The sequence below is a fragment of the Paracoccus sp. KR1-242 genome (assembly GCF_049446195.1).
Classification (GTDB): domain Bacteria; phylum Pseudomonadota; class Alphaproteobacteria; order Rhodobacterales; family Rhodobacteraceae; genus Paracoccus; species Paracoccus broussonetiae.
Genome location: NZ_JBMSED010000004.1, coordinates 17,833 through 34,897, shown reverse-complemented (window position 1 = coordinate 34,897; position 17,065 = coordinate 17,833). Strand labels below are relative to the sequence as shown.

General features: G+C 66.2%; 21 protein-coding genes. 9 read left to right on the top strand and 12 right to left on the bottom strand.

The genetic code is table 11. The annotated features are described in order from the left end of the window. Window positions 1-21: 21 nt before the first annotated feature. The 5 genes from ACO2Q4_RS07315 to ACO2Q4_RS07295 form a co-directional block, all read right to left on the bottom strand. Window positions 22-351 carry a DUF1330 domain-containing protein gene (locus ACO2Q4_RS07315; protein WP_311758718.1) on the bottom strand — a complete coding sequence of 110 codons (330 nt, stop codon included), beginning with the start codon at window positions 349-351 and terminating at the stop codon, window positions 22-24. A gap of 110 nt (window positions 352-461) precedes the next feature. Continuing rightward, on the bottom strand, window positions 462-797 hold the full coding sequence (locus ACO2Q4_RS07310; protein ID WP_311758719.1) for a DUF1330 domain-containing protein: 336 nt from the start codon (window positions 795-797) through the stop codon (window positions 462-464). Between the two features lie 102 nt (window positions 798-899). Beyond that, window positions 900-1,853 carry a 4-hydroxy-3-methylbut-2-enyl diphosphate reductase gene (gene ispH / locus ACO2Q4_RS07305; RefSeq protein ID WP_311758720.1) on the bottom strand — a complete coding sequence of 318 codons (954 nt, stop codon included), beginning with the start codon at window positions 1,851-1,853 and terminating at the stop codon, window positions 900-902. A 37-nt stretch (window positions 1,854-1,890) separates the two neighbouring features. Next, on the bottom strand, window positions 1,891-2,451 hold the full coding sequence (locus ACO2Q4_RS07300; protein WP_395132942.1) for an adenine phosphoribosyltransferase: 561 nt from the start codon (window positions 2,449-2,451) through the stop codon (window positions 1,891-1,893). Next, window positions 2,451-3,047, bottom strand: a complete 597-nt coding sequence (locus ACO2Q4_RS07295; RefSeq protein WP_311758722.1) for a flavin reductase family protein — start codon at window positions 3,045-3,047, stop codon at window positions 2,451-2,453. Before ACO2Q4_RS07295 ends, ACO2Q4_RS07300 begins: the two co-directional genes overlap by 1 nt. A 262-nt stretch (window positions 3,048-3,309) precedes the next feature. On the opposite strand from ACO2Q4_RS07295, the gene ACO2Q4_RS07290 reads away from it, so the two are divergent. Then, the gene (locus tag ACO2Q4_RS07290) at window positions 3,310-3,900 is read left to right on the top strand and encodes a GNAT family N-acetyltransferase (protein WP_423318381.1); all 591 of its coding nucleotides are present in this window, start codon (window positions 3,310-3,312) and stop codon (window positions 3,898-3,900) included. Window positions 3,901-3,906: 6 nt separating this feature from the next. On the opposite strand, the gene ACO2Q4_RS07285 is transcribed toward ACO2Q4_RS07290, so the two are convergent. Next, window positions 3,907-4,380: an Ivy family c-type lysozyme inhibitor gene (locus tag ACO2Q4_RS07285; RefSeq protein ID WP_395132947.1), complete on the bottom strand. Its 474-nt coding sequence runs from the start codon at window positions 4,378-4,380 to the stop codon at window positions 3,907-3,909. Window positions 4,381-4,501: 121 nt separating this feature from the next. Between ACO2Q4_RS07285 and ACO2Q4_RS07280 the strand changes: the two genes are divergently transcribed. After that, a complete protein-coding gene (locus tag ACO2Q4_RS07280; RefSeq protein WP_311758725.1) occupies window positions 4,502-5,329 on the top strand; it encodes an EcsC family protein in 828 nt (275 codons plus the stop codon). Here ACO2Q4_RS07280 and ACO2Q4_RS07275 read toward each other — a convergent pair. Together ACO2Q4_RS07275 and ACO2Q4_RS07270 are read right to left on the bottom strand one after the other, a co-directional pair. Next, the gene (locus ACO2Q4_RS07275; protein WP_423318379.1) at window positions 5,326-6,864 is read right to left on the bottom strand and encodes an ATP-dependent DNA helicase; all 1,539 of its coding nucleotides are present in this window, start codon (window positions 6,862-6,864) and stop codon (window positions 5,326-5,328) included. The genes ACO2Q4_RS07280 and ACO2Q4_RS07275 overlap by 4 nt on opposite strands. A 158-nt stretch (window positions 6,865-7,022) precedes the next feature. Then, the gene (locus tag ACO2Q4_RS07270; protein WP_395132951.1) at window positions 7,023-7,487 is read right to left on the bottom strand and encodes an Lrp/AsnC family transcriptional regulator; all 465 of its coding nucleotides are present in this window, start codon (window positions 7,485-7,487) and stop codon (window positions 7,023-7,025) included. Between the two features lie 82 nt (window positions 7,488-7,569). On the opposite strand from ACO2Q4_RS07270, the gene ACO2Q4_RS07265 reads away from it, so the two are divergent. Next, window positions 7,570-8,166 carry a LysE family translocator gene (locus ACO2Q4_RS07265; RefSeq protein ID WP_311758728.1) on the top strand — a complete coding sequence of 199 codons (597 nt, stop codon included), beginning with the start codon at window positions 7,570-7,572 and terminating at the stop codon, window positions 8,164-8,166. Here ACO2Q4_RS07265 and ACO2Q4_RS07260 read toward each other — a convergent pair. Together ACO2Q4_RS07260 and hemE are read right to left on the bottom strand one after the other, a co-directional pair. Then, on the bottom strand, window positions 8,153-9,028 hold the full coding sequence (locus ACO2Q4_RS07260) for an EamA/RhaT family transporter (protein ID WP_423318377.1): 876 nt from the start codon (window positions 9,026-9,028) through the stop codon (window positions 8,153-8,155). The two genes, ACO2Q4_RS07265 and ACO2Q4_RS07260, sit on opposite strands and share 14 nt — an antisense overlap. Window positions 9,029-9,031: 3 nt before the next feature. Further along, on the bottom strand, window positions 9,032-10,060 hold the full coding sequence (gene hemE, locus ACO2Q4_RS07255) for a uroporphyrinogen decarboxylase (RefSeq protein WP_423318375.1): 1,029 nt from the start codon (window positions 10,058-10,060) through the stop codon (window positions 9,032-9,034). 75 nt (window positions 10,061-10,135) lie between these two features. Here hemE and hemC point away from each other — a divergent pair, with 75 nt between their 5' ends. After that, complete coding sequence (hemC, locus tag ACO2Q4_RS07250; RefSeq protein ID WP_423318373.1) at window positions 10,136-11,077, top strand: hydroxymethylbilane synthase; 942 nt, start codon at window positions 10,136-10,138, stop codon at window positions 11,075-11,077. Here hemC and cbiB read toward each other — a convergent pair. Together cbiB and ACO2Q4_RS07240 are read right to left on the bottom strand one after the other, a co-directional pair. Then, a complete protein-coding gene (gene cbiB, locus ACO2Q4_RS07245) occupies window positions 11,074-12,009 on the bottom strand; it encodes an adenosylcobinamide-phosphate synthase CbiB (protein ID WP_423318372.1) in 936 nt (311 codons plus the stop codon). The two genes, hemC and cbiB, sit on opposite strands and share 4 nt — an antisense overlap. Further along, window positions 12,006-12,542, bottom strand: coding sequence for a histidine phosphatase family protein (locus tag ACO2Q4_RS07240; protein WP_423318370.1), 537 nt, complete (start codon window positions 12,540-12,542; stop codon window positions 12,006-12,008). The genes cbiB and ACO2Q4_RS07240 overlap by 4 nt, the downstream gene beginning before the upstream one ends. A 205-nt stretch (window positions 12,543-12,747) precedes the next feature. Between ACO2Q4_RS07240 and ACO2Q4_RS07235 the strand changes: the two genes are divergently transcribed. From ACO2Q4_RS07235 to ACO2Q4_RS07215, 5 genes are read left to right on the top strand one after another with little or no spacing between them, the layout of a single operon-like run. Beyond that, the gene (locus ACO2Q4_RS07235) at window positions 12,748-13,908 is read left to right on the top strand and encodes an isovaleryl-CoA dehydrogenase (RefSeq protein ID WP_423318368.1); all 1,161 of its coding nucleotides are present in this window, start codon (window positions 12,748-12,750) and stop codon (window positions 13,906-13,908) included. After that, entirely contained in the window at window positions 13,908-14,414 is a 507-nt protein-coding gene (locus ACO2Q4_RS07230) for a lysozyme inhibitor LprI family protein (protein WP_423318366.1), read from the top strand. The genes ACO2Q4_RS07235 and ACO2Q4_RS07230 overlap by 1 nt, the downstream gene beginning before the upstream one ends. Then, window positions 14,411-14,890 carry a lysozyme inhibitor LprI family protein gene (locus ACO2Q4_RS07225; RefSeq protein WP_423318364.1) on the top strand — a complete coding sequence of 160 codons (480 nt, stop codon included), beginning with the start codon at window positions 14,411-14,413 and terminating at the stop codon, window positions 14,888-14,890. Before ACO2Q4_RS07230 ends, ACO2Q4_RS07225 begins: the two co-directional genes overlap by 4 nt. Window positions 14,891-14,933: 43 nt before the next feature. Beyond that, window positions 14,934-16,538: a carboxyl transferase domain-containing protein gene (locus ACO2Q4_RS07220; protein ID WP_423318362.1), complete on the top strand. Its 1,605-nt coding sequence runs from the start codon at window positions 14,934-14,936 to the stop codon at window positions 16,536-16,538. A 5-nt stretch (window positions 16,539-16,543) separates the two neighbouring features. After that, a complete protein-coding gene (locus tag ACO2Q4_RS07215; RefSeq protein ID WP_423318360.1) occupies window positions 16,544-17,044 on the top strand; it encodes an O-acetyl-ADP-ribose deacetylase in 501 nt (166 codons plus the stop codon). Window positions 17,045-17,065: the final 21 nt, after the last annotated feature.

Below are 17,065 nucleotides of genomic sequence, written 5' to 3'. Positions count from 1 at the left end.
GCATCACGCAGGATCAAGCGATCAGGCGGGTTTCGGCAGATACTCGATCGCGCCCGCGATGTCGCTGTCATCGATCAGGCGGAAATGGCTGACCGAGCCTTCCTGCCGCGCCTTGCCATAGGGGGCATATTCGGGATCGTTGGCAAAGCCCAAGGCATCTTCGCGCGACGGGAACTGGATCAGGGCGATCAGCGTCTCGTCGGTCTTTTCGCCCTCCAGCGTTTCGATATTGCCGCTCCGCGACAGATAGCGGCCATTATGCTTGGCGGCGATGTCATGGACCTTGGCCGCATAGTCGGGAATCCAGGCGTCGTCGGTGACTTTGACTTCAGCGATCAGAAAGACAGTCATTCTCGGTTCATCCTCCCTCGGGCATGTGCCGCGGCCGGATCGGCGACGGCCAGCGTGCGCAGGATAAGTGCGGAAGCTCTGCCCCGGCAACATGGCATTGGGGCAATGCGTCAGATGCCAGTGGGCTTGCCGAGATAGGGGATGCTGCCCGCGATGTCGGTATCGTCGATCAGGCGGTAATGGCAGATCGAGCCCCTGCGCCGCGCCTCGCGATAGGGGCGGTATTCGGGATCGCCGATCAGGGCCATCACGTCATCGCGCGAGGGAAATTCCAGCAGCGCGATTCCCGTGACATCGCGCGGAACGCCTTCCAGCGTCTCGACATTGGTGCTGCGCGACAAGTAGCGGCCATTGTGCCGCGCGGCGATCCGATGGACATGCGTGACATATTCGGGAAGCCACGCCTCGTCGGTCACCTTGAGTTCTGCGATCAGATAGACGGTCATGTCGGATCACTCCCCCATTGGGGCCGCGACCCGCGTGGTCGCGGACGATGCCGTCAGCATAGCAGAAACGATCTGATCCCGAAATCGCCGTGAAACGCCGGATCAGACGGGTTCGCGAAGGACGCGGGGCACCTTGAATTCGACGTTCTCGCGCGCGGTTTCCACCATCTCGACGGTCACGTCGAAACGGGCGCGGAAGGCATCGACCACCTCGTCGACCAGCACTTCGGGGGCGCTGGCCCCGGCGGTGACGCCGACGGCGCGCACGCCCTCGATGGCGCGCCAGTCGATCTGGTCGGCACGCATGACAAGCTGGGAATAGGCGCAGCCCGCGGCCGAGCCGACCTCGACCAGCCGGCGCGAATTCGAACTGTTCGGCGCGCCGATCACGAACAGCGCGTCGATCTGTCCGGCAATGGCCTTGACCGAGGCCTGACGGTTGGTCGTGGCATAGCAGATGTCTTCCTTGGCCGGTCCGATAATGGCCGGAAAGCGCGCCTGCAGCGCCGCGACGATGGCGGCCGTGTCGTCGACCGACAGCGTCGTCTGCGTGATGAAGGCCAGCCGCGAAGGGTCGCGCGGTTGAATACCGGCCACGTCATCGACGGTTTCGACCAGCAGCACCTCGCCCTCGGGCAATTGGCCCATCGTGCCCAGCACCTCGGGGTGGCCGGCATGGCCGATCATGACCATCTGCAAACCGGCGGCATGGTGGCGTTCGGCCTCGACATGGACCTTGCTGACAAGGGGACAGGTCGCGTCGACATAGACCATCTCGCGCCGCCGCGCCTCGGCCGGGACGGCCTTGGGAACGCCATGCGCGGAAAAGATCACCGGGCGGTCGTCGGGACATTCGTCCAGTTCCTCGACGAAGACCGCGCCCTTGTCGCGCAGGCTGTCGACGACGAACTTGTTGTGGACGATCTCGTGGCGGACATAGACCGGGGCGCCCCATTTCTGCAGCGCCATCTCGACGATCTTGATGGCGCGGTCGACGCCGGCGCAAAAGCCGCGCGGGGCGGCAAGGTACAGGGTCAAAGGCGGTTTCTTGTCCATGCCCATCACCTAGCCTTCCGACCCGCGCACCGCAAGGTCACGCCCCTTCGAACGAGGTCAGGGCATAGACTTCGTGCCCCATGCCTTCCAGCAGCTTCCGTCCACCCAGTTCGGGCAGGTCGATGACGAAGGCGCAGCCGATCACCTCGGCACCCAGTCGCTCGCAAAGCGAAATCCCGGCCGCGGCGGTGCCGCCCGTCGCCAGCAGGTCGTCCACGATCAGTACCCGGTCGCCCGCTTTCAGCGCGTCATCATGGATCTCGACCACGGCTTCGCCATATTCCAGCGCATAGGCCTGGCTGATGACTGCGCCGGGAAGCTTCCCCTTTTTGCGGATTGGCACGAAGCCTACGGAAAGCTGGTGCGCCACCGCGCCCCCCAGGATGAACCCGCGCGCCTCAAGCCCCACAACCTTGTCGATCGCCTCGCCCGCATAGGGGGACAGAAGCTGATCGACCGCCATGCGGAAGCCGCGCGCATCCGCGAAAAGCGTGGTCACGTCGCGGAAGATGATCCCTTCCTTGGGAAAGTCCACGATGGTTCGGATATAGTCCCGGACCTCGCGGGTGTCGCGGCTGCGCTTGGCCGGCTGTTCCATCAGGGTCGCTCCATTTCAAAAGTCTCGGTCGTGACCGTGTAATCCTTGTAGCCGAGGCGCGACAGCCATCCGTTGCGGCGCAGATCGAAACGGCCGTCGATGACGCAATCCGGGCGAAGGTGGATGCCGGTCACGACACCCAGCACCATGACATTGGTCGCACCGGCCAGCCGGATGATCCGCGTCATGCGGCATTCAAGCGAAGCGGCCGCCTGCGCGACGCGGGGACAGTCGATGGTCTCGCATTCGGCGGCCTCGATTTCCGCAGCCTCGAACTCGCTGGTGCCGGCGGGCAGGGCGGCCGAGCTGGCGTTCACCATGTCGCGCATCGCGCCGTCGGCGATATTGACGCAGAAGACGCGGCTTTCGGCGATCTGGGCCACGCTGTCCTTGGTTCCCGGACGGTCGGGCTTGGCCGTGGTCGACGCAAACATCACCTGCGGCGGCACATAGGCCGTCAGGTTGAAGAAGGAATAGGGGGCCAGGTTGTCGCCCTGCGCGCCACGGGTCGAGATCCAGCCGATGGGACGGGGGGCCACGATCGCGTTCAGAGGGTTATGGGGCAGGCCGTGGCCGGCCTCGGGTCGATAGAACATCGGTATCCTCGCGTCCGAATTGCCGGGCGCGACCGGTCCGCGCCGCTTGTCGGGGAACGGTCTGCCCGCGTGGCCGTTTCACGTCAAGCGCCGGTGGGGCGCACGGACCGGAAATTCCTGCGTGCAAAGGGCGGGACGCGGCGTCGGTTGCGATTTTTTTCGGCCCGGTTTCCCATCGGATGTTTTCGTGCGGGAACATGCATGTTAGGGGGCGCGCCCAAGCGGATCAGACCGCAGCCCGCCGCCATGACCGGGAGACTCAATGTACGAACTCTGCCCTGAAACCCCCGAGGACACGCCCGAGGTCGAGGCGTTTCTGGACCTGTGCTTTGCACCGGGACGGACGGCTCTGTCCTCGTATCGGCTGCGCGACGGGGTGCCTGCGGTTTCGGCCCTGTGCCTCGTCCTGCGCGACGCTTCGGGCGTGCTTCTGGGGTCGATCCGCTATTGGCCGGTGCGCGTGGGGGGCAGGCCGGTGCTGCTGCTGGGACCGGTGGCCGTTCACCCGACGACACAGGGTGAGGGACTGGGCGGGCTTCTGATGCAGGAAAGCCTGTCGCGGGCCGGGGCGCTGGGCTGGGCGCGGGTGATGCTGGTCGGTGATCTGCCCTATTACCGGCGCTTCGGTTTCTGGAAGCTGGACGGCGTCGAGATGCCACCACCCACCAACCCCGACCGCGTGCTGGGGCTGGAACTGGTCGAAGGTGCATGGCAGGGCGTGACCGGCGCGGTCACACGCGAAACCGGGGGCGATGTCGCCGCCGGCCTTGCCGAGATGCGCCGGGACCCGCCGAAAAGCCAGACCTGCGTCGAGATCGAATCCGAGCCGGCGCATCCTGCCCACAAGGGCTAGGGCACGTCACTCGGTGCCATAGTCAAAGGATTCGGTGTGATTGGCCAGGCTGCCGGTCAGTGCGGCGAACAGGATCGTGCGCCCGTCGATCGATTCCGCGCCGCCGCCGATATTCAGCCAGCGCAGCGTCTGGACCGGCTCATCCTCGGCCGTTTCCGACAGGACGCCATGCATGGCGCCGGTTTCGGGCGAATAGATGACGGCGATCTGTTGAGAGGCGCAGTCATGCTGCTTGCAGCCCGACATGACCAGCCAGGACTTGCCGTCAAAGCGCGCGGTCTGGGTCGGGGTGACCACGATGCCCTGCTGCACCCAGTCCGGCATCGGGGCTTTCCCCGCCATCCCCTTGAACGCCTTGGAAAGCGCGGCGTTCTGGTCCAGATCGTCCAGCGTCGGTGGTTCCTTGGCATATGCCAGCGGCGCGGCCAGCAGGATCGCCCCCGCAACCATCATGCCCATTGCCTTGTCGATCAGCGCCATTCCGTGCTCCCTCATGTGTCTGGCATCCCGTGTCACAATAAGGACAGTGCCCGCTGAAACGGAACCCCGCGCTTCCTATCTGGTTTCCCTAAGACCGACCGAATGATCAGGTGTCCAAGGGATGACCGAACAAAGCTCGATTTCAACCCGGCAGTCCGTGCTGCCTCCGATCACCGACCCGACCGTCCATGCCGAGCTTGACCGGCTGGCGCGCCGTTACCTGAATGCGGGCGGCATGGCGATGGAGTTGATGAACGCGGTCGGAGGGAAGGCCGAAAACCTGCTCGACCGCTTGCCGAAACCGGTGCGGTCGCGCATGGACCGGATCACGCTGGGGGTCCTTGACCGCTCTTTCAGTGCGGCGTCGCGGTCGCGCGGAGTGCTTGCCGACCGGGGCGACTGGTTCAACCGGATGTTGTCGACCACGTCGGGCGCGGTCGGCGGCCTTGCGGGGATTGCAGGGGCGACGCTGGAGCTTCCGGTGACGATCACCCTGCTTTTGCGGGCGATCATGGACATCGCGGCCGAGCATGGCTTTGATCCCGATAGTGATCTTGCCCGGCGCGAGGCGTTGCATGTCTTCGCCAGCGCCGGTCCGCTTGCCGATGACGAAGGCGCGGACCTTGGCCTGGTTACGGCTCGGATGACGATCACCGGCCAGACGATCCAGGGGTTGATCGCCAAGGTCGCGCCGAAGCTTTCGGCCTCGCTGGCGCAAAAGCTGGCGGCACAGACGGTGCCGATCCTTGGCGCGTTCGCGGGGGCAGCCATCAATTACAACTTCACGCGCTATTACCAGGAGGTCGCGCGAGTCCAGTTCGGCCTGCTGCGGCTGTCGCAGGAAACCGGCCTGCCGCGCGAGGCTCTGGTCGAGGCGCTGCTGCTGCGGATGGAGCAAGTCCGGCCCGGATCGACTGCCAAGACCGCGCGACGGCAGGCGGCGCGTTAGTCCTCGACCGCTTCGGCGGTCAGGGCCAATGGCGCGGGCCCGGTCTCCAGGTGATCGATGCCCAAGGGGGCCGAAGGCCGGGCAAGCCGAGAGCGCACGATCCAGAACAGCCGTTCCTGCGCGCGGGTGATCGCGACATAGGTCAGGCGCTTCCACAAGGGGATCCCGGCCTCGGTCCGGTTCGACCAGGCGGCGGCATTGATATCGGGGCCAAAGACCTGCACGTCTGGCCATTGTGACCCTTGGGCCTTGTGGATCGTCACCGCCGCGCCATGCAGGAAGGTCGCGCCCATGCGGGCGGCAAAGGGAATGAACGGCTCCTCGACGTCCGGCATCTCGATCTTGACGATCGAGGCGGCGGACAGGCGCGGATCCTCGGCCCCCACGACATGCAGGCGGGAAAAGCCGGGTTTGCGGCCCGGACCAAGATAGATCACCTGAGCGCCCTTGATCAGGCCACGCGCCTCAAGGTCGATGCGCTTCTTGCGGTGCTTCAGCGGCAGCTCGATCCCGTCGCAGATCAGCGGTTCGCCCGGCAGCAACGCATCGCCCGGCGCGCCATAGGCGGAACGAAAGGCCTGGATCAGCTTGATCCGCGTGATGTTGCGCCAGACCAGGACGGGGCTTCGCGCCATCAGGTCGCTTTCCACACGCTCGGCCCAGACCACACGGTCATCGCGGCGCGCGGCGTCCTGCACCATGCGTTCGAAAGAAGCGAAATCCAGCTGCGGATCGGCCAGCGCATGGGCAAGGTCAAGGATCGGGCTGTCGCCGGTCTGGCGGTGGATGCGCGACAGTTCCAGCCGCTGCGATTTCGCGAGTCGGTCAAAGACCATTTCGCCGGATTCCCCGACCGGGGCCAGCTGTGCCGGGTCTCCGAAGATGACCAGGATCGGGAAGATCTCGCGCAGGTCGTTGAACTGCCGTTCGTCCAGCATCGAGGCTTCGTCGATCAGGCCGATGTCCAGCCCTTCCTCGCGCCGTTTCCAGCCCTGGATGAAATCCGAACCGCGCAGGCCTGCGGCCGCCAACGCGCCGGGGATCGAGGCATGCTGGTCATAGAAGGCCTTGGCGCGGTCCAGCGCGGCGTCGGTCAGCCCCTCGATCACGCCTTCGACCTGCGGGCGGTCGCCAACGCCGGTCAGCCAATCCGCGATGCGTTCGTAATCGGGGTCGTAGACCGGGGTATACAGGATGCGATGGATGGTCGTCGCGGGAACGCCGCGCATGCGCAGCACGAAGGCGGCCTTGTTCGTCGGGGCAAGAATGGCGGCGGTGCGCCGGTCCTTGCGCTTGCGGCCTTCGTAATCGCCCGAGATGATGTCGACGCCCGCCGCCTTCAGCGTCTTGGTCAGTTCTGCCAGCAGCAGGGTCTTGCCGGAGCCGGCCTTGCCGATCACCGCCATCACCCGTCCCTTGCCGGCGGTCAGGGGCGCGACCTCCTCGGAGAGCAGGTCGACGCCCGCTTCCTGAAGCATCGCAGAAAGGGCGTCCCAGGCGTCGGCCTGATCGGGGGAAAGGGTGGGAAGGGTCATGGAGCCTTGTTAACCATGCCTCGCGCGACCGGAAAGGCCGTTTGTCGCGTCAGCCGTTTTTTGGGTATTTAAGAAACGGTGAAATTCCGGCGGATTCTGGGTTTCACCGTTTTCCAAATACCCCTGCGAGGTGTCGGAGGGGCGCGAAGCCTGGCCCATCAGGCGCGGTCGTCCTTGGGCGAGTTCATCACGACATGGGTGGTAATGGTGGAAATCTGGGGAAATGCGCCCAGCACGTCGCTGTGAAAGCGGCGATAGGCCTCCAGATCGCGAACCTCGACCCGCAGAAGATACTCGATCGAGCCGGTGATGTTGTGGCATTCCCGGACCTGTGGCGCGGCAAGGCAGGCCCGCTCAAAAGCCTGCTGTGCCTCGTTCGAATGCCGCGACAGCCCCACGGTGACATAGGCCGTGAACCCGGCATCGCGCGCCGCAGGATGGATGACGGCGCGATAGCCGGTGATTGCGCCACGGCGCTCCAGCTCTTGCACCCGGCGCAGGCAGGCCGAGGGAGAAAGCCCGATTTCCGCGGCAAGCTGCTGATTCGGGATGCGGCCGTTGCGCGAAAGGATCTGCAATATCCGCGCGGAAGTGTGATCAGATTCGGCGTCTGGTTGCGACATTTCGCCTCATATTGCGATAATAGGTCAGAAATTGCGAGTGATTCAGAATATTATTGCCGCGAAATTCTCAGGTAATCCCTTCATGTCGCACCAAGTCTTCCTGGCGCTTGTCGCCTTTGCCTTTGTCACCTCCATCACCCCTGGACCCAACAACCTGATGCTGATGGCATCGGGAGCGAATTTCGGGATGCGCAGAACGCTTCCGCATATGCTGGGGGTCGCGCTGGGATTCGGAGCCATGGTGGCGGTGCTTGGGCTTGGCCTCGACCGGATCATCGCCAACTCGCCCGTCCTTGCGCAAGGCTTGAAGTGGATCAGTCTCGCATATGTGCTTTGGCTGGCGTGGAAAATCGCCCATTCCGCCCCGCCGGAGGCAAAGGGGGCGTCCTCTTCTTCGCGGCCGATGGGTTTCGTCGCGGCCTGCGCGTTCCAATGGGTCAACCCAAAGGCGTGGATGATGGCGCTGGGCGCGCTTTCGGCCTATGCGGTCGGGACCGGGGGCGCGATCGGGGTCGCGCTGGTCTTCACGCTGGTGAACCTGCCGTCAGTCGCCGTCTGGGCGGCAATGGGGCAGGGGCTGCGGGGCTGGTTGCAGAACCCGAGCCGCCTGCGCATCTTCAACTGGACGATGGCCCTGCTGCTGGTCGGCTCGATGCTGCCGGTGCTCAGCCAGCATTAAGCGCGATCAGCGCGCCGACCCCCAGCACGATCAGCGCCATGCCGAAAAGCTGCCTGCGGCTGGCGCCTTCACGCAGCACCTTGCGCGAGACAAGCTGCGCCATGCCGACCTCGATCAGCGCCAGCGTGCGGACATTGGCAGCCGCGGTCAGCGCGAAGCCCAGGAACCAGAAGAGCGACGCGAAAGAGCCAAGAAACCCGGCCCAAAGCGATCCGCGCCAGTGCCGTGCAATGCCCTGCAGCGCCGGACGGTCGGCCAGGCCCAGCCAGGCCAGCATCACCAGCGTCTGGGCCAGCAGGCCCAGCACCAGAACGGTTCCGGCCCGCGTGACATAGCCGCCATCCGGCAGCGCCAGGATCGCGCCCCGGAATCCGATCGCCGAAAGGCCGAAAAGCCCGCCCGCGATCAGCCCGGTCACGGCGGCGCGCCAGCCACCGCTGCGCCAGTCGGTCCCGGACATCAGGATGACACCCAGCGTGGCGGTGGCGATGGCGGCCAGCCGCCCCGCGCCCATCGGCTCGGCCAACACGACCGCGCCGATCAGGGCAAGGCTGACCGGTTCGGTCTTGATCAGGGCCGTCGTGACGCCGAAGCCCCGGCTTTTCATGATGACCAGCATCAGCGCCGTCGCCGCGATCTGGCTGGAGGCGCCAAGCGCGACCCAGCCCAGCACGGCGGCGTCTGGCATCGGGATCGGAGAGATCAGCGACCACAGCAGCAGGAACGCCGCGGCAAAGGGCAGGCCGAACAGGAAACGCACGGCGGTCGCGCCCATCGTCCCGATTTCGACCGTCAGGTTGCGCTGCGCCGCATTGCGCGCCGTCTGCGCGGCTGAAGCGATGAGCGTCGCAATGATCCACATGGCTCAGCCCCGGATCGCCGCGATCATGCGCGAGACATTGTCCGGATCGGCATCGGGGGTGATGCCATGCCCAAGGTTGAAGATATGCGGCCCGCCGGAAAAGGCCCGGACCACGCGGCGGGTCTCGGTCTCCAGCGCGTCGCCGCCCTGAACCAGCAGGCGGGGGTCAAGGTTCCCCTGCACACAACCATCCTTCTGGACCTCGGCCGCGGCCCAGTCGGCACTGACCGAGTTGTCCAGCGCCACGCAATCGGCGCCAGTCGCGCGGGCGAAGCCGGCATAGCGCGGCCCCGCTTCGCGCGGAAAGGCGATGACGGGCAGGTGCGGGTGCCGGGCCTTCAGCGCCGCGATGATCCTTTGCGCGGGCTTCAGCGCGAAATCGTCGAAGTCCCGTCCGCGCAGCGACCCGGCCCAGCTGTCGAACAGTTTCACGACCTCGGCCCCGGCGGCGACCTGCGCCAGAAGATAGGCGATGGTGGCTTCTGTCACACGGTCGATCAGGGCGGAAAACGCCTCGCGATCGGCATCCTTGAAGGCGTGGGCCGGACCCTGGTCGGGTGTGCCGCGCCCGGCGATCATATAGGTCGCAACCGTCCAGGGCGCGCCCGCAAAACCGATCAGCGTCGTCCTGTCCGGCAGTTCGCGGGACAGGATCCGCACCGTCTCATAGACGGGCGACAGGGTCTCGTGGATGGCGTCGACCGGTTTCAGTGCCGTGACCTCGGCTGCACTGGTGACTGTGGACAGGCGCGGGCCTTCGCCGGTCACGAACCACAGGTCCAGACCCAGCGCCTGCGGGATCAGCAGGATGTCCGCGAACAGGATCGCCGCGTCGAAGTCATAGCGCCGGATCGGCTGCAGTGTGACCTCGGCCGCAAGATCGGGCGTATAGCACAGCGACAGGAAGTCGCCCGCCTGCGCCCGCGTCGCGCGGTATTCGGGAAGGTAACGCCCCGCCTGCCGCATCATCCAGACCGGAGGCACCGGCAGTCGCTCGCCCGCAAGGGCACGCAGAATGGTCTTCTGTGTCATGTTCACCTCGTTCAGGCCTTCATGGCGCGCGCGTCCCCGTTGTCAAGGGCGCGGCCGTTCGGTAATCCCGGTGGCATGACCCAGATGCCCGACCCCCAGACCCCCCTTCGCATCGGCACGCGCGGCTCGGCGCTGGCGCTGGCGCAGGCGCATGAGACCCGCGACCGGCTGATGGCAGCGCATGGCCTGCCTCAGGATGCGTTCCAGATCGTGGTCATCAAGACCACCGGAGATCGCGTGCAGGACCGCCCGCTGAAAGAGATCGGCGGCAAGGGCCTGTTCACCCGCGAGATCGAGGATGCGCTGACCGACGGCGGGATCGACATTGCCGTCCACTCGATGAAGGACATGCCGACGCTTCAACCCCAAGGATTGCTGATCGACTGTTATCTTCCCCGAGAGGATGTGCGGGACGGCTTCGTCTCGTCCCGTTTCGGGTCTGTCGCAGACTTGCCGCAAGGCGCGGTCGTCGGATCGTCCAGCCTGCGCCGTCGCGCGCAGCTTGCGGCGCGGCGGCCCGATCTGCAGCTGGTCGAGTTTCGTGGAAACGTCCAGACGCGCTTGAAAAAGCTTGAAGAAGGCGTCGCGGTTGCGACTTTCCTTGCGATGGCGGGCCTGTCGCGACTGGGCATGGCGCATGTCGCGAAAAGCCCGATCGAGCCGGAAGAAATGCTTCCCGCGGTTGCGCAAGGCTGCATCGGGGTCGAACGGCGGGCGGCGGATGACCGGGTGGCCGCGCTTCTTGCGCCGATCAGCCACGTACCCTCGGCCGTGCGGGTCGCGGCAGAGCGCGCGTTCCTCGCGCGGCTTGACGGGTCGTGCCAGACACCCATCGCGGGGCTGGCCGAGATCAGGTGTGATGAACTGCTTTTGCGGGGAGAGATCCTGCGCCCCGATGGCGGCGAGGTCATCTTCGGCGAACGTCGCGGCACCTTGGCGGACGGTCCGGCGATGGGCACCGACCTGGCCGGGGAATTGCTGGGGCGCGCGCCCGCGGGCTTCTTCGACTGGCGCTAGGCCAGAAGCAGCAGGACCAGCCCCAGCCCTGCCAGCAGCACCATGTGGCGGTAAAGCGTCAACCCGCGCCCAAGATCTGCCGCGTCGGGATCCGACGCGCCGGGGTTCAGCCACGGCTCGACCGACTCGATCCCGTGATAGCTGCGCGGCCCGGACAGGCGGATGTCGAGTGCGCCGGCCATTGCCGCCTCGGGCCAGCCGGCATTGGGTGAGCGGTGGCGGCGGGCATCGCGCCACATCACCCGGAACGCCCGCCGCGAGCCGCTGGCCAGCACGAACAGTGCGCCCGTCAACCGTGAGGCCGGCAGGTTCACCACGTCGTCCAGCCGCGCCGCCACGCGCCCGAACAGGGCGTGGCGCGGGCTCATATGCCCGATCATGGAATCAAGCGTATTGATCGCCTTGTAGGCGGCGATCCCCGGCAATCCCGCCATGGCGGCCCAGAACAGCGGCGCGATGATCCCATCCGAACTGTTCTCGGCCAGGCTTTCCAGCGCCGCCCGCGCGATGGGGGCGGGGTCATCGGACAGGTCGCGCCCGACGATCATCGCGGCGGCCTGACGCGCCTGCGCCATGTCGCCCTGCTGCAGGGGGCGCGCCACTGCGGCAACGTGATCGTGAAGCGAGCGTGCGGCGACCAGCGGCCACGCCAGCACCCCCAGCAGCACCGGCCCAAGGGGGAGGTCGCCCAACAGCCGGACCAGCAGCAGCGTGGGCGCAATCGTGACCCCCAGCGTTACAGCCACGGCCAAGGCGCCGCGCATGATCTTGTGGCCGCCCCGGTTCAGCCGCCGGTCCAGCCACGCGATCAGCGCCCCGATCCAGACCACCGGATGCGAGATGCGACGATACAGCGCATCCGGCCAACCGATGGCGGCATCGATCAGCAGGGCGACCAGCGCCACGGTCAGGGTCTCGGGCGACAGGATCATGGCGCGATCCTGTTCACGGCCTCGACCGCCCAGCCGCCGGACGAATGCGACAGGATGGTCAGGGACAAGGGCGCCACCGCAAAGGACAGGGCCGCTGGTCCCACCGCCAGCGCCAGCGCGGCGCGCACGGTTCCCGCATGGGCGACAATGGCCGTGGTGCCGGTCGCGCGCGCCAGCAGGGGCTGCACTCGCGCGGCCATGTCCAGAAAGCTTTCGCCCTGTGGGGGTTGCTGCGCGGCCAGCCGTTCGGGGGGCAGGATGCCCAGATCGGGAATGCCGTCCTGTTCCCATACCCCGAAATCCTGTTCCCACAGGTCCGGCAGGAATTCTGGCGCGAGCCCCATCGCCGCGCAGGTCTGGCGGCAACGCAATGCGGGGCTGGACCAGATGTGATCGACCCCGCTCAACTGTCCGCGCAGCCAGTCGAGCGCGCCCCGATCCGTGCAATCCGCGGGCACGTCCCGACGCCCCGCAAGCCCGGCAACCGCCAGCGGGGCGTGACGCGCGATGAGCAGGCGGGCAGGGCGGTCCATGCGTTTCCTCGGCGCGAAGCGGGGACGGGGGGCGTTTGCGGGGCATGGATCGCGTGCGGCCTTGCCCATGTCAACCACGCTTCCCGCTTGCCCGACTCGGGCCCTGCCGCCAGCATCGCGGGTGTCGGGGCTTGACGCGCGCGCGGCATGCGACGCATAAACAATAGAAATGAACATTTGTTCAATAATCGGAAGGGAGGCGCCGATGTTCACCACCGGGATGCAGTTCGACCTGGGCGAGGACGTCAATGCCCTGCGCGACATGGTGCATCGCTGGGCGCAGGACCGGCTGAAGCCTATTGCGGCGGATGTCGATCGCACGAACGCCTTTCCGAATGAACTCTGGCACGAGATGGGCGCCCTGGGCCTTCTGGGGATAACCGTCCCCGAGGCTTGGGGCGGCGCGGGCATGGGCTATCTGGCACATGTCGTCGCGACCGAGGAAATCGCCCGCGCCAGCGCCAGCATCAGCCTGTCCTATGGCGCGCATTCGAATCTTTGCGTGAACCAGATCAAGCTGAACGGCACCGATGAACAGCGCGCGAAATACTTGCCAGGCCTGTGCAGCGGCACGGCGGTCGGTGCCCTTGCCATGTCCGAGGAAGGGGCGGGCAGCGACGTCGTCTCGATGAAGCTGCGGGCCGAAAAGCGCAATGACCGCTATGTCCTGAACGGCAACAAATATTGGATAACCAACGCCCCTGATGCAGACACGCTGGTCGTCTATGCCAAGACCGACCCCGAGGCGGGCAGCAAGGGCATCACCGCTTTCATTGTCGAGCGCGGCATGGCGGGGTTCTCGACCAGCCCGCATTTCGACAAGCTGGGGATGCGCGGCTCGAACACGGGCGAACTGATTTTCGAGAATTGCGAAGTGCCGTTCGAGAACGTGCTGGGGGCCGAGGGCAAGGGCGTGCGCGTCCTGATGTCCGGGCTTGATTACGAACGCCTTGTGCTGTCGGGGATCGGCACCGGCATCATGGCAGCCTGTCTGGACGAGGTAATGCCCTATGTCCGCGAACGCCGGCAGTTCGGCCAGCCCATCGGCTCGTTCCAGCTGATGCAGGGCAAGATCGCCGACATGTATGTCGCGCTGAATACCGCCCGCGCCTATGTCTATGAGGTCGCGCGCGCCTGCGATGCGGGCAAGGTCACGCGGCAGGATGCGGCAGGCGCGGTGCTTTACGCCAGCGAACAGGCGATGGTGCAGGCGCATCAGGCCGTGCAGGCGCTGGGCGGGGCGGGCTTCCTGAATGACAGCACCGTCAGCCGCCTGTTCCGCGACGCCAAGTTGATGGAGATTGGCGCCGGAACCTCGGAAATCCGCCGGATGCTGATCGGGCGGCAGTTGATGGAGATTGCGTGATGCGCATTTTGGCCCTTGCCCTGTTGCTGGCAACCCCGGCAGTCGCGGACGAACCCGCCTATGACCCGAACATCCTGACCGCCTGTCTGGACCGCACCGCCGGGGATACCGGGAATGCCCGCGTCTGCATCGGCGAGGCGTCGACCGCCTGCATGGCCAAGCCGGGCGGCGATACGACTGTCGGCATGGGAAATTGCCTTGCGGCCGAGACGAAGGATTGGGACGCGCTTCTGAACCGCGAATACGCCCGCCTGCTGAAGAGGGCCGAGGAGGCCGATGCCGACCTGGTCAAGCTTGGCTCGGCCGCCGATCCCGCCGCGCCGGTCCTGAAGCAGTCGCAGCGCGACTGGATCGCCTTTCGCGATTCGAGCTGCCGCTATGAAGCCGTGCGCTTTCAGGGCGGCACCGCCGGTGGTCCCGCGTCGGCAAATTGCATGATGCAGCTGACGGGGGAACAGGCCCTGCGGCTGCGCGACATGGGCCGGGACAACGAGGGTGCTCAATGATCCGCGCGGGCCTTGTCCTGATGGCGCTGTCTGTTCCTGCTTACGCGGGCGACGCCTCGGGTTTCGACCCCTTGGCGATCGACCAATGCCTGAAGGATGCCGCGACCCAGGGTGCCCGCGCCGATTGCGCCGGAACCGGGATGGAGGCCTGCTTGACCTATGCCAAGGGGAAATATTCGGGCGACGATCCGGATTTCCCGCTGGCGAACTGCCTTGATGCGTCGCATCAGGCTTGGGAGGCGAAGCTGACCGCGACTTATGAAGCCGCGCTTCAGGACCAGTCCGCCAAGGGGATCAAGCCTGCCGAGATGCTGCGCCAGGCCGAACGCAGCTGGATCGCCTTTCGCGACGACCTGTGCAACCAGGCCAGAGATGCCGCGGGTGAGGACAAGGCCAAGCTTGCCGGGGCGCGCTGCATTCGCGACGAAACCGCCCGGCAGGTTGCGCTGCTGCTTTCCCTGGGCGATGCCGAATGACCCGCCCGCGCCGCGCAAGCCCACCCGTCACGAGGATCGCAAGATGAAGCTTGCCACCCAGGCCATCCGCTCATCCGACACGTTCCGCGCCAATCGCGAGGCGCATCTTGCGATGCTGGCCACCGTGCGCGAAGCGGCCCTAGCCGCCGCCGAGGGGGGTGGGCCGAAGGCGATGGAACGGCATGTCGCCCGTGGCAAGATGCCTCCGCGCGAAAGGGTGGCGAACCTGCTGGATCCCGGATCGCCCTTTCTGGAAATCGGGGCGACGGCGGCGCATGAGATGTATGATGGCGCGGCACCCGCAGCGGGCGTCATCGCCGGGATCGGGCGCGTTCACGGACAGGATGTGATGGTCGTCGCCAATGACGCGACCGTCAAGGGCGGCACCTATTATCCGATGACCGTGAAAAAGCACCTGCGCGCCCAGGAGATCGCCGAGGAATGCCACCTTCCCTGCATCTATCTGGTCGACAGCGGCGGGGCGAACCTGCCCAATCAGGACGAGGTCTTTCCCGACCGCGACCATTTCGGCCGCATCTTCTATAATCAGGCCCGCATGTCGGCCAAGGGTATCGCCCAGATCGCGGTGGTGATGGGCAGTTGCACGGCGGGGGGCGCCTATGTCCCGGCGATGTCGGACGTGACCATCATCGTGCGCAACCAGGGCACGATCTTCCTGGCCGGCCCGCCGTTGGTCCGTGCCGCGACCGGTGAGGTCGTCAGCGCCGAGGATCTGGGCGGCGGCGATGTCCATACCCGTCTCTCCGGCGTTGCCGATTACCTGGCCGAGGATGACGCCCATGCCCTTGCCCTGGCCCGCCGCGCAGTCGGCAGCCTGAACCGGGCTTTGCCCCCAGGCGTGCAGTGGCAAGCGGCCGAAGCACCCGCCCATGACCCCGACGATATCCTGGGCGTCGTGCCCGCCGATCTGCGCATCCCCTATGACATTCGCGAAGTCATTGCCCGCGTGGTCGACGGCTCGCGTTTCGATGAATTCAAGGCCCGCTTCGGCGAGACGCTGGTGACCGGCTTCGCCCATGTCGAGGGGTGTCCGGTCGGCATCGTCGCCAATAATGGGGTGATCTTCTCCGAGGCCGCGCAGAAGGGCGCGCATTTCATCGAGCTTTGCTCGATGCGGAACATCCCTCTGGTCTTTCTCCAGAACGTGACCGGCTTCATGGTCGGCCGCAAATACGAGAATGAAGGCATCGCCCGCCACGGCGCCAAGATGGTGACGGCAGTCGCGACGACCAATGTGCCGAAAATTACGATGCTGGTCGGGGGCAGTTTCGGCGCCGGGAATTACGGCATGTCGGGGCGCGCCTATTCGCCGCGCTTCCTGTGGACATGGCCGAATTCCCGCATCTCGGTCATGGGAGGAGAGCAGGCGGCGGGCGTCCTCGCCACTGTCCGTCGCGACGGGATCGAGCGCGCGGGCGGCACCTGGTCGCCCGAGGAAGAGGCCGAGTTCAAGCGCCCCACCATCCAGATGTTCGACCGCCAAAGCCATCCGCTTTATGCCTCGGCCCGGCTTTGGGACGATGGCGTCGTCGATCCGCGAAAGACCCGCGACGTGCTCTCCCTTAGCCTGCGCGCCAGTCTGCACGCTCCGATCCAGCCGACGCGCTTCGGCGTCTTCAGGATGTAGGCGGGATGGAGCGCGAACCCGATCTCCGCGTCTGGCAAGGCGACATCACCACGCTTCGGGTGGATGCCATCGTCAATGCCGCGAACCGCAGTCTGCTGGGCGGGGGTGGCGTCGATGGCGCGATCCACCGCGCCGCAGGTCCCGGCCTGCTGGAGGAATGCCGTGAGCTGGGCGGCTGTCCGACCGGAGAGGCGCGCATCACCGGGGGCTACCATCTGCCCGCGCGCCACGTCATCCATGCTGTCGGTCCGGTCTGGCAAGGCGGCGACAGGGCCGAGGACGCACATCTTGCCTCGGCTTATCGCAGCGCGCTTGACCTGGCCCGCGCCAACGGATTTGCAACCATTGCCTTTCCCGCGATCTCGACCGGCATCTACGGCTTCCCGGCCGAGCGCGCGGCGAATATCGCGGTCGCGACCATCCGCGGGCATGGGGCGGGGCTGTCGGTCACGCTTGTCGCCTTCGATGACGCCACTGCGCGGATCCTGCAGGGGGCGCTTGGATGATTTCACTGTTTGCCAAATACC